The 11,773-nt window shown below is 37.3% G+C and carries 14 protein-coding genes; 11 read left to right on the top strand and 3 right to left on the bottom strand.

Going from position 1 to position 11,773, the window contains the following annotated elements:
- Positions 1-4: 4 nt before the first annotated feature.
- Both mltG and greA read left to right on the top strand, forming a co-directional pair.
- Positions 5-2,017 (top strand): endolytic transglycosylase MltG, encoded by a 2,013-nt coding sequence (gene mltG / locus ACEE75_RS08645; RefSeq protein ID WP_449164843.1) that lies wholly within the window; start codon positions 5-7, stop codon positions 2,015-2,017.
- A 64-nt stretch (positions 2,018-2,081) separates the two neighbouring features.
- Entirely contained in the window at positions 2,082-2,564 is a 483-nt protein-coding gene (gene greA / locus ACEE75_RS08640; RefSeq protein WP_354369512.1) for a transcription elongation factor GreA, read from the top strand.
- 334 nt (positions 2,565-2,898) lie between these two features.
- Here the strand turns inward: greA and ACEE75_RS08635 are convergent, their stop codons facing one another.
- From ACEE75_RS08635 to ACEE75_RS08625, 3 genes are read right to left on the bottom strand one after another with little or no spacing between them, the layout of a single operon-like run.
- Positions 2,899-3,588 carry a Bax inhibitor-1/YccA family protein gene (locus ACEE75_RS08635; RefSeq protein WP_447574327.1) on the bottom strand — a complete coding sequence of 230 codons (690 nt, stop codon included), beginning with the start codon at positions 3,586-3,588 and terminating at the stop codon, positions 2,899-2,901.
- 18 nt (positions 3,589-3,606) lie between these two features.
- Positions 3,607-4,107 carry an HD domain-containing protein gene (locus ACEE75_RS08630; protein WP_354369516.1) on the bottom strand — a complete coding sequence of 167 codons (501 nt, stop codon included), beginning with the start codon at positions 4,105-4,107 and terminating at the stop codon, positions 3,607-3,609.
- 36 nt (positions 4,108-4,143) lie between these two features.
- The gene (locus ACEE75_RS08625) at positions 4,144-4,884 is read right to left on the bottom strand and encodes a TrmH family RNA methyltransferase (protein ID WP_354369517.1); all 741 of its coding nucleotides are present in this window, start codon (positions 4,882-4,884) and stop codon (positions 4,144-4,146) included.
- Positions 4,885-4,919: 35 nt separating this feature from the next.
- On the opposite strand from ACEE75_RS08625, the gene ACEE75_RS08620 reads away from it, so the two are divergent.
- From ACEE75_RS08620 to cbpB, 9 genes are all read left to right on the top strand, one after another.
- Positions 4,920-5,198, top strand: a complete 279-nt coding sequence (locus ACEE75_RS08620; protein WP_354369518.1) for an acylphosphatase — start codon at positions 4,920-4,922, stop codon at positions 5,196-5,198.
- An 85-nt stretch (positions 5,199-5,283) separates the two neighbouring features.
- Complete coding sequence (yidC, locus tag ACEE75_RS08615) at positions 5,284-6,195, top strand: membrane protein insertase YidC (RefSeq protein WP_427894259.1); 912 nt, start codon at positions 5,284-5,286, stop codon at positions 6,193-6,195.
- A 216-nt stretch (positions 6,196-6,411) separates the two neighbouring features.
- A complete protein-coding gene (locus ACEE75_RS08610) occupies positions 6,412-7,176 on the top strand; it encodes a CPBP family intramembrane glutamic endopeptidase (RefSeq protein ID WP_447574328.1) in 765 nt (254 codons plus the stop codon).
- Positions 7,177-7,302: 126 nt separating this feature from the next.
- The gene (locus tag ACEE75_RS08605; protein WP_447574329.1) at positions 7,303-8,544 is read left to right on the top strand and encodes a diaminopimelate decarboxylase; all 1,242 of its coding nucleotides are present in this window, start codon (positions 7,303-7,305) and stop codon (positions 8,542-8,544) included.
- A 150-nt stretch (positions 8,545-8,694) separates the two neighbouring features.
- Positions 8,695-8,943, top strand: a complete 249-nt coding sequence (locus ACEE75_RS08600; protein WP_321058534.1) for a YneF family protein — start codon at positions 8,695-8,697, stop codon at positions 8,941-8,943.
- A 52-nt stretch (positions 8,944-8,995) separates the two neighbouring features.
- On the top strand, positions 8,996-9,790 hold the full coding sequence (gene racE / locus ACEE75_RS08595) for a glutamate racemase (RefSeq protein WP_447574330.1): 795 nt from the start codon (positions 8,996-8,998) through the stop codon (positions 9,788-9,790).
- A complete protein-coding gene (locus ACEE75_RS08590) occupies positions 9,787-10,764 on the top strand; it encodes a nucleoside-triphosphate diphosphatase (protein WP_447574331.1) in 978 nt (325 codons plus the stop codon). The genes racE and ACEE75_RS08590 overlap by 4 nt, the downstream gene beginning before the upstream one ends.
- On the top strand, positions 10,746-11,267 hold the full coding sequence (locus ACEE75_RS08585) for a metallophosphoesterase (RefSeq protein ID WP_447574332.1): 522 nt from the start codon (positions 10,746-10,748) through the stop codon (positions 11,265-11,267). Before ACEE75_RS08590 ends, ACEE75_RS08585 begins: the two co-directional genes overlap by 19 nt.
- The gene (gene cbpB, locus ACEE75_RS08580) at positions 11,264-11,725 is read left to right on the top strand and encodes a cyclic-di-AMP-binding protein CbpB (protein WP_427894250.1); all 462 of its coding nucleotides are present in this window, start codon (positions 11,264-11,266) and stop codon (positions 11,723-11,725) included. The genes ACEE75_RS08585 and cbpB overlap by 4 nt, the downstream gene beginning before the upstream one ends.
- Positions 11,726-11,773: the final 48 nt, after the last annotated feature.

Here is an 11,773-nt window from a genome sequence, read left to right as displayed (position 1 = left end):
TATTTTGACCGATAATTTTGACGATAAACAAAAAGAAGTCAGAAGCTTTAAAGCGAAGATTCTAGAAGATATTAAAAAAGCTAATGAGCAACGCGAAGCAGCTTTGGCTGCTGCTAAAGCCCGTGAAGAAGAGCTGAAGCTTGCGATTGCTGAAGCTGAACTAGAGGCACGTCGTCGTGAAGAAGAATTAAAATTAGCAGAAGAAGCTAAACGTCGTGAAGAGGAGCTAACCAAAGCTTTAAAAGAAGCAGAAGAAAAAGAAAAAGCCCTTCGACTTCAAGCAGAAGAAAATGCAAGATTGGAGCGCTTAAAAGAAGAAGCACAAGAACGTGCTCAAGAAGAAGAGCGTAAGTTGGCGTTAGAGGAAGCTAGACGAGTTGAGGTTGAAAGACAAGCTCAAAAAGTAGCTGAAAAAATTGCTCAAGCACAGAAAATTAGAGAAGAAGCCTATAAAAAAGCAGCTAGTGAGCAAGTTTCCCAAAAATCAGATTCATTTTCGGATAAAGAAACAGCTTTCAAAAAAGGGGAAGATAGTCTTTTTTCTGAAGTAAGCTCTGATTTGGCCGAAACACCTCAACAGATGGCTAAAGCTTCGCTAGCAAGTGTCTTAGCACAAGAAAATCTCTCCACTAAAACAACAAGGGATACTCATCATTCCTCAGATGCTCTTAGTTTGAGTGAGACATCCGATCAGACTGAAGAAGCTGATTTAGGTGAAAATGATTTCGCAGAAGAGCCAGAATTTGTGGAAGATGAGGAGCTTGTCATTGATATCGACCATCTAGATGATCAATCAGAGAATCACGTATTAACATCATCAAATGATGAGATAGAGGAAGGTCTAGTAGATACAACTACTATGAGAAAGCGAAAAACAAATGTGATTGCCATGCGAATTTCGGCAATCTTGGTCACGATTATTGTACTTTTAACACTAGCGACAGCTTTTGTGGGTTATCGTTATGTTTCTACCGCCTTGGCACCAGTTAATAGCAAATCAACAGAATATGTTCAAGTTGAGGTACCAGAAGGTGCGGGAAATAAGTTAATTGGAAATATTTTAGAAGAAGCAGGTCTGATTAAGAGTGCATCTATCTTCAACTATTATACTAAGTTTAAAAACTTTGCTAACTTCAAGAGTGGTTACTATAATTTACAACCCAATATGTCAGTAGAGGAAATTGCAAAAGAATTGCAAAAAGGTGGGACTTCTGAACCAGTTAGTCCTGCACTTGGTAAAATTCGTATTACAGAAGGATATACTATTAAGCAAATTGCAGCCTCTATTTCTAATAACGTTAATACAAAGACCACAAGTGATAAAACACCATTTACGAGCGAAGAGTTTTTAAATCTGATTCAGGATGATAGTTTTATTGCTAGTATGGTAGAGAAGTATCCACAGTTGTTAGAAAGTCTCCCATCAAAATCAGATGTGAAGTATCAACTGGAAGGTTATCTATACCCCGCAACGTATGATTATTACGAAGATACCACTTTGGAAGATCTTGTTGAGCAAATGATTGCAGCTATGGATACTAATTTAGATCCATATTATAATAGTATCAGTAAACAAAACATGACAGTCAATGAAGTTTTGACCCTATCTTCTCTAGTTGAAAAAGAAGGCTCAAGCGATAAAGATCGTCAAAAAATTGCAGCAGTATTTAATAACCGGCTAGCTCAGAATATGCCTCTTCAGTCCAATATCGCTATCTTATACGCAATGGATAAATTAGGTGAAAAAACAACCTTAGCAGAAGATGCAACGATTGATACTTCAATTGACTCACCTTATAATATTTATGTGAATACAGGTTTAATGCCTGGTCCAGTAGATAGTCCTAGTTTGTCTGCTATTAAAGCAGTCATTACACCAGCTGAAACGAATGACCTTTATTTTGTAGCTGATGTGACTACTGGTGAGGTTTATTTTGCAGAAGATTATGAAACCCATTCTGCTAATGTTGAGAAATATGTTAATAGTAAATTAACGACATCATCAAGCAGTAATTAAAAGAAATGTGGGAAACCACATTCTTTTTAAAGAAAAACAAAAAAAGAAAGAAGAGAGAAATAAAATGGCAGAAAAAACATATCCAATGACTTTAGCAGAAAAAGAACAGTTAGAACAAGAACTTGAAGAGTTAAAACTTGTTCGTCGTCCTGAAGTTGTTGAGCGCATCAAAATTGCCCGTTCATATGGCGACCTATCTGAAAATAGTGAGTACGATGCTGCTAAAGATGAACAAGCTTTTGTTGAAGGTCAAATTTCAACCATTGAAACCAAACTCCGTAACGCTGAGATTATCAATAGTGATGCTGTAGCTAAGGATGAAGTAGCGATTGGAAAGACAGTTACTGTCAAAGAAGTCGGTACAAATGATACAGATGTTTATTCTATTGTTGGAGCTGCAGGAGCGGATGTTTTTGCAGGGAAAATTTCCAATGAAAGTCCTTTAGCGCATGCTTTAATTGGGAAAAAAACTGGGGATAAAGTTGAAATCGACTCACCAGCTGGAAGCTATGAAGTAGAAATCATAAAAGTAGAGAAAACACTTTAATACTATTCTATTGCTAAAAAATATTATAAAGGGAGTGGGAAAGCCCCAACGCATAAGAAAAGGTTCGTTAACCACAAATCTCTCACTAAGTTTATACACCTGGTGAGAGATTTGTGGTTATTTTCATTATTCTGTGGGTGAGGGCATAGCCATCACGGATGTCTATGTCCAGTATCTTTATTAGTATAAGTATCCATCCACTACTAAGCTAATTAAAATAGTAAAGGAAGTCAGTTGAAAATCAGTTGAAAAATAGATAGTAAAAACCTGCTAAAAATAAGTTAGCAGGTTTTTACTATTGTTTAAAGAGCTAAGAGAAGATAATAGACTTTTTTTAGTCATTTCTTCCTAGAATGCGTAAAAGGTTTAGGAAAAGATTGATAAAATCAAGATAGAGGCTTAACGCCATAGAAATGGCCCAACCGTCTTGAACACGTCCACTAGTTTGATAATAGACATTTTTAATCATCTGGTTATCATAGGCAATAAGTCCTGAAAAAATCACAACGGAAATAATACTGATCATGAAACTCATTCCAGAACTTCCTAAGAAGATATTAACCAGACTAGCTAAAACAATCCCAATCAAGGCTGCCATTAAGGCCTTCCGCATTCCTGATAGATCCTTGTTTGTCACACGTCCAATCAGAGCCATCACAAAAAATAGAAGAGCAGAAGATAAGAAGGCGGAAAGAACGGTTGCTCCTGTATATTGTGCGATAATAAAGCTAAGTGTGAACCCATTTAAAGCTGAGTAAGTTAAAAAGATAGGTAAAGCTGCAGGGCTGTTTTTTCGTGCAGAACTTGAAGCGACAAAGACAAGTGCTAGCTCGATAAAGCCTGCTGCCATATATAACCAAGGAGCATTGGTCATGATGGCTACCATATTATCTCTAAAAACGGTTGTCATCAGAGCTGCTACTAGGGCTGATAAGCCGATCCCCATACCAACTAGGCTATAAATTTTTGTAAAGAAGCTGGCTAAACCAGAGTCTGTTTGCGTGTAAACGGTTTGTTGATTCATATATTCTCCTTTGATATGTTAATGATGGTGACTACCTAAAAATTTTCTGCTAAAACGTCGTGCTCTCGGCCATACTTTTTTTAAAGGACGCATAGCCTCACGCACTGCCCAATACTTATCGACAAAAGTGACGATATACCCTTCTTTGTAACGTGGCGGTGCAATAGTAGCTCCCCACATGTGTTTTAAGATAATATCTTCTTCTTTTTTGTTTAGGGTTGTGATTTTATTAGCATTTCTAACAGCAATACGAGGATGAGTCCAAGCATGTCCTTTTTTAAACTTTGTGGTACGCCAATCGTAGTAAAACATGTCGTGTAATAGTCCACCACGGGCAGTACTTTTTGCATCCCAGCCAAAACGTTTGGCTAATTTGTAACTAGTGTAGCTAACATTTATCGAATGTTCTAGGCGATTAGAATGGTGATGTTGAACAATTTCTTCTAATCGTTGAACACGAGGATGTTGGATGAGATGGCCAACATGTTCCATATATTCTTTATCTTTGTAGGCTTTCATAATTTTTCACCTCTTGATTTATTATAGCACAAAAGCTTAAACAAGACTAAAAATCACTATTCCTGCAGCAACGGCAACATTTAAACTTTCTGCCTGACCAGGCATAGTAATATGGATAAGATGATCGGCCTGCTCTGCCATTTTTTTAGAAATACCACTGCCTTCATTTCCCATGACAAGAGCAAAAGAAGATGGTGCTTGAATTGCTTTATAATCAACGGATTGTGGTGCTAAAGTAGTGGCTAGAATGCAGATATGATCTTCCTGCAACTGTTTGATGATCTTAAAGATATCTTGTCGGTAGATAGGAAGATGGAAATGGGATCCTTGCATGGCACGAAGTGTTTTGGCATTATAAAGATCAGCTGTTTTTTCTGATAAAAATATGGCATCAAATCCTGCTGCATCAGCTGTTCGGATGATGGTTCCCACATTTCCAGGATCTTGAACATCTTCAAGAATCAAAAATTTACCTTTAAGCTGTTGAGGAAAGTCTAGATTAGGATATGCAATTTCTGCTACGACCCCTTGGGGTGTAGCAGTATCTGAGAGTTCTTTTAAGACGTCATTTGTCACTAAATGAACCTGATCAAAGTGAGTGACACGATCAGCATACAACTCAAGAGTAAAGAGATTTAAAATCTCTGCCCCATATTTTTGAGCTTCTTCAAGTAAATGCCATCCTTCAATGAGGTAAGAATGTTTTCGATGTTTTTTTTGCAATAATTTTTTAGTCTTTTTGATTAAATTATTGGATTTTGAGGTTATAATAGTCATATAGCTATTATAACCAATTTGAGGAGGGAAAGACAATGAAAAAAGTTCGTATTTTAGTTTCTGGTCGTGTTCAGGGAGTTGGTTTTCGCTATTCGACTTATGCCTTAGCTATCGAGTTAGGTGATATTTATGGGCGTGTTTGGAACAATGATGATGGTACAGTTGAAATTCTTGCTCAATCAGACGATAGTCATAAAATGGCTAAGTTTATTCAAGAAATTCGTAAAGGGCCATCACGTTTAGCAAAAGTGGACTATTGTGATGTGCAAATGGCTGCTTTTTCCAATTATAGTGATTTTAGGATGGCTAACTAAAAAATCAGTCTCTAGAAGTATTGAGTATTTTTCAAAAAAACGTTAAAATAAGTAGATATTATCTATTTAGAAGGAATGATTACCATTGAAAAAGAAACTTAATCGCGTCCTTTTTTCAGGACTATCCTTGTCTTTACTTCTTTTTTTGTCAGGCTGTGTTCAACAAAAAAATGGAAAACCAACTGGTGAAGGCTGGGTTTATAAACTTTTAGTGGAGCCTATGGGCCATGCTATTAAATACTTTGCCAATGATTTGGGCTTAGGGTTTGGTTTGGCTATTATTATCGTGACCATTATTGTCCGATTTGTGATTCTCCCACTTGGTCTCCAACAATCTTGGAAGGCTGCCTATCAGTCTGAAAAAATGGCATTTTTAAAACCTGTTTTTGGTCCGATACAAGAACGCATGAAAAATGCAGAGACACAAGAAGAGAAATTAGCTGCGCAGACTGAATTTATGACAGCTCAACGAGAATATGGTGTGAGTCCTTTTGGTGGCATTGGCTGCTTACCGATCCTTATTCAGATGCCGTTTTTCTCAGCTCTATTTTATGCAGCTCGTTTTACTGAAGGTGTTGCAGAGAGTACTTTTCTTGGAATTGACTTAGGAAATCCAAGCTGGACTTTAACACTTAGCACAGCAGTCCTTTACTTTGTTCAATCATGGCTTTCGATGGTCGGTGCTCCTGAGGAGCAAAGACAGCAAATGCGTTCTATGATGTTCATGATGCCTTTGATGATGGTCTTCATGTCAATGAACCTTCCTGCAGGAGTGGGGCTATACTGGTTGGTCGGAGGTTTCTTCTCGATTTTCCAACAATTGATTACAATGTATGTGCTTAAGCCACGATTACGTCAAAAAGTTGCCAAAGAGTTTGAAGAAAATCCTCCAAAAGCTGTTCAATCTCATACACGCAAGGATGTCACGCCACAAGCTCAAAAATCGGTAACTACTAAATCTAAAAGTAACCGCAATGCTGGTAAACAGCGTAAATAAAAATCTGACGCCTTATCTTACGTTGAGAGTAAACAGTCTCTTGCAGATAAGATGGTAGGCCACTTTATGAAGCGCTACAATAAGAAGCTGGGGATTTAACCTAGCTTTTTATGCTTTCCCCCTCTTATATTAAGCTTGTTATAAGCTTTTTAAGATAAGATAGTGATCAGAAAAGGTAATGATTCATTACTAATACTTATTTTTAGGAGGAGACAGGTGAAAAACCTACTGAAACACATTCATCCAGATCAGCCATTAAAAGAGCTCAAATGGTTTGATCTCATTATTTTAACTGCTATTATTTGGGGAAATTCTATTTATACTTCAACGCTTTATTGGATAGCATCCTTTTCAGCGACAGAAGCAGCCGATACAGGAGTCAGCTCGTTTACAGCTTCTGATAACTGGTGGGCACTAGGTAATCAAGCCAAATTGTTAGCTTTAGCCATCCTCTATCTGTTGATTCGTCGTTTTGATTTTAAACAGTTAAAGGTGAAGCTTTCTTGGAATGTGTTGTTATGGGGACTATTGATCTTTTTAGGTGCGGGACTGATCAGTGACTTAACTTTTACGCTCTATTCCTTTATTCCAGGTATCAAATCTGGCTATAACTACTTAAGTTATTTGCCTTATTATGATTGGTCTATTATGACACCTATTAAATACTTTATGTCATTAGATGCCAGTCGTATTATTTATTCTTTATTTAATGGTTTTTACGAAGAGTTTTTCTTCCTAGGTCTTTTGTTGAGTACAAGTCAAAAGAAACGTCCGTGGGTACTTCTATTTTCAACGATTGTTAGAACATCCTTCCACACTTACCAAGGCTTGCCGTCAGCGCTGGTTATTGGGGTTCCATTTGGTTTATTCTATTACTACCTTTATACGAGAAAAAATAACAATTTGACACCGTATTTCTTAGGTCATGCCTTAGCTGACATGGCTGGAACAAGTTTCTTTGCCTTATTTATCGCTTCTTAAGAGCAAGAGATAGTGTTAGATAGATAAGTTAGGGATGTTACCCTAGCTTTTTTCTTGTTAAAAATCATCTTTTATTCATTCTCATTTTTTGTTATAATACCCTTAATATATTTTTGAGGAGAGCCTATGAAGACACCATTTATCAGTAAAGAAGCTTTAGATAATATTACTGCAGAATACCCAACACCTTTTCATCTTTATGATGAAAAAGGAATTCGTGAGAAAGCACGTGCTTTAAATCAAGCATTTTCATGGAACAAAGGATTTAAAGAATACTTTGCGGTGAAAGCCACTCCAACACCAGCTATTTTAAAAATTCTTCAGGAAGAGAACTGTGGAGTAGATTGTGCGACAGAAGTCGAACTTTTAATGAGCCATAAAATGGGCTTTACGGATATCATGTTTTCTTCAAACGATACTCCAGCTCAAGAATACGTCTATGCTAAAGAGGTTGGGGCGACCATCAATTTAGATGCCTACGAGGATATTGCATTTTTAAAAGAGGTTGCAGGTCTTCCAGAAACAATTTCTTTGCGTTATAATCCAGGAGGGGTTTTTGCCTTAGGAACAGATATTATGGATCATCCAGAAGAATCAAAATTTGGCATGACCAAGGATCAGTTATTACAAGGATTTAAAGAGTTAAAAGAAGCAGGGGTTAAGGAGTTTGGGATTCATTCTTTTTTAGCTTCAAATACCGTTACCAATGATTACTATCCTGTTTTGGCACGTCAGTTATTTGAATTGGCTTTAGAGATTCGTGAAAAAACAGGGGTGACATTGAGCTTTATTAACCTCTCAGGCGGTATTGGCGTAAATTACCATCCTGATCAAGAGCCAAACGACATTGCTCTTATTGGTGAGGGGGTAAGAAAGGCTTATAAGGAGGTTTTAACACCTGCTGGAATGGGTGATGTGAAAATCTTTACAGAGCTTGGACGTTTTATGTTAGCTCCACATGGTCTTTTAGTGACAAGGGTCTTACACCGTAAAGAAACCTACCGAAAATATGTTGGAGTAGATGCTAGTGCTGTCAACCTTCTTCGCCCAGCCATGTATGGTTCTTATCACCACATTACTAACATGGACAATCCAAATGGCAATGAAAAGGAAGTTGTTGATGTTGTCGGTGGACTTTGTGAAAATAATGATAAATTTGCTGTACAAAGAGAGCTACCTCTAACAAAAATTGGGGATACCTTAGTCATTCATGATGCGGGTGCGCATGGTTTTTCTATGGGTTATCAATATAATGCTAAACTTCGCTCGGCAGAATTACTCTACCAAGAAGATGGAACGATTCGCTTGATTCGTCGTGCTGAAACTCCATCAGATTATTTCACAACTGTTGAAGGATTTGATTTTTAAGATTGATAGAAAGATTGGATTTAATTCAATCTTTTTATTTATAAAAGGTCCAATCATAGAATTATTTAACTTTTAGGACTTCCTCTTTTTTGTCAAATGATCAGAAATTTGCTATAATAGGTGAGTAAAAAAACTAGGAGAAAAAATATGATGCCAGTTTGGATTGCTATTTTATTGATTATTGTTGCTCTTGTTGCAGGTCTTGTTGGGGGAACCTTTATTGCCCGTCGTCAAATGGAAAACTATCTTGAGGAAAATCCGCCCCTTAATGCTGATGTGATTCGTACTATGATGAGTCAAATGGGTCAAAAACCTAGTGAAGCTAAGGTGCAACAGGTTGTTCGCCAAATGAACAAACAACAAAAAGCTGCTAAAGAACAAGCTAAAAAGAAAAAATAATTTTTTGAAATAAGACTAGGGAACCCTAGTCTTATTTTAGAAAGAAGATAAAATGGATAATAGACCAATTGGTTTTTTAGATTCAGGTGTTGGAGGACTGACGGTTGTCCGCGAGTTGATGCGACAACTGCCTCATGAAGAGATTATATATATCGGTGATTCAGCCCGTGCGCCTTATGGTCCTAGGCCTGCTGAACAAATTAAAGCTTATACTTGGGAGTTGGTCAATTTTTTGTTGACCAAAGATGTTAAAATGATCGTTTTTGCTTGTAACACCGCAACGGCTGTTGCTTGGGAAGAGGTTAAAGAGAAGCTAGATATTCCAGTTTTAGGTGTCATCTTGCCAGGTTCTAGTGCAGCTATTAAATCTACTGTAGGTGGTGAAATAGGTGTTATCGCGACTCCCATGACGATTGAGTCAGATATTTATAAAGAAAAAATTAATCGTTTAGCACCCGAAATGCGTGTTCAAAGTTTAGCTTGCCCTAAATTTGTTCCCATCGTCGAGTCAAATGAGACGCAGACCAGCCTAGCGAAAAAGGTAGTTTATGAAACTTTGGCTCCTTTAGTGGGAAAAGTTGATACACTGATTTTAGGTTGTACCCATTATCCTCTACTGCGTTCGATTATTCAAAATGTTATGGGACCACAGGTAAAGTTGATCGATAGCGGTGCAGAATGTGTTCGGGACATCTCAGTCTTATTAAATTATTTTGAAATTAACCGTAGTAGGCAAGGCGATGAGTTGAATCACCAGTTTTATACCACAGCTAGTCCCTTGGCTTTTAAAGAAATTGCGGAGGCTTGGTTAGGGAGAGATATTAGAGTGGAGCATGTAGAATTATGACAGACCAAATTTATAACTATCAAGATGAGAAAAATTATTTTATTGCAAAATTTGATGCCTTTAATGACTTGACTTGTTTTGGTAGAGATGAGACTTATGAGAGTCTCCAAGATGCATTTCATCAGTTAACTAAGACCTTAAAAATTGATAAGCTTCAAGTCCATGTGGCGATGTTGGGATCTATCTTTAGTTTTTATAGCTTTTTAATTGATACTATTAATCATCAGGAAAATCGTCAGTTAAAATTAGTGCAACATCAAGGTGCGCTTCTAGTGACAGAGGCTAACCAAGTATTGATGGTTCACTTGCCTAAAGAAGGTCTTAGTTTAGAAGAGTTTTTTGGAAAATCCTCAGAAACTAAGACTATTGGAGATACTATCTTGATTGCGACACGCAATGAAGGAAAAACAAAAGAGTTCCGTAAGCTATTTGGGAAATTAGGGTTAAAGGTGGAGAACCTTAACGATTACCCTGACTTACCCGAGGTGGCAGAAACTGGTTTGACCTTTGAAGAAAATGCTCGATTAAAAGCAGAAACGATTTCGCAGTTAACTAATAAGATGGTCTTAGCAGATGACTCAGGGTTAATGGTCGATGTCTTAGGAGGAATGCCAGGAGTTTGGTCAGCACGTTTTGCGGGTCCAGATGCCACAGATGCTGCGAATAATGCTAAATTATTGCATGAGTTGGCGATGGTTTTTGATATGGAAAATCGAACTGCTCATTTCCATACAACTTTAGTTGTTGCATCACCAAACAAAGAAAGTTTAGTTGTAGAAGCTGACTGGGATGGGTATATTGCAACTATTCCTAAAGGAGAAAATGGTTTTGGTTATGATCCGCTCTTTTTAGTAGGGGAAACTGGGAAAACATCAGCAGAATTATCTGCTGAAGAGAAAAATGCAATATCTCACCGTGGTCAAGCTGTTAAGAAGTTAATGGAGGTCTTTCCATCATGGCAAAATACAGATTAATTGTAATGAGTGATTCCCATGGGGATCGCCAGATTGTTGAAGCCATTCGGGAGAAATATTTAGGAAAAGTCGATGCTATTTTTCACAATGGAGACTCGGAGCTCCCGTCAGATGATGTCATCTGGTCAGGGATAGAAGTTGTTCGTGGAAATTGTGATTATGATAGTGGCTATCCAGAAAATCGAGTGACAAAGTTTCCTGATCTCGTGGTAGCCCAAACACATGGACATTTATATAACATTAATTTTGAGTGGCATCGCTTAGATTTATTTGCACAGGAAGCTGATGCTGATATTTGTTTGTATGGACATTTACATCGTCCAGCTGCTTGGAAAAACGGAAAAACACTTTTTATCAATCCAGGGAGTGTCTCTCAACCTAGAGGAGAGATTAACGAACGTTTGTATGCTAAGATTGAAATTGATGAGGCTACTATTAAAGTTGGTTACTATACTAGAGACCATCAACTATACTCTGATTTATCAAAGGAATTTTCAAGATGATTGCAAAAGAATTTGAAGACTTTTTGACGGGACAGTTGGATACTTACCTTATCCCTGCAGATCAGTTGGCAATTTTTGTAGATACCCACCACATTGATCATGTGATGCTACTATTGGCAAATAACGGCTATTCTAGAGTCCCTGTGATTACTAATGATAAAAAATATGTTGGGACCATCAGTATGTCTGATATCATGAATTATCGCTATCAGCATGAGTTGGCAGACTGGGAATTGTCACAGACTGATATTGCTTTAGCTGTGAGTGATAAGATTGAAACCATTAATTTAAATGCTAGTTTAACAGAGGTACTGCATAAGCTTGTTGATAATCCCTTTTTACCTGTAGTGACAGACAACAACAGTTTTGTTGGGATTATTACCCGTAAAGCTGTTTTAAAAGCTGTTAATGCTTTATTACATGAATTTACGGATCATTATAGCATTACCAAAAAATAAAAGGCAGTGATGGTGAATGCTTTAATGACCTTTTATAAAAGACGTTTA

It is taken from the genome of Streptococcus sp. 11273D007BT (assembly GCF_053547195.1).
Note: the sequence above shows the minus strand (reverse complement) of the source record. Positions and strands in the feature narration are given on the sequence as shown.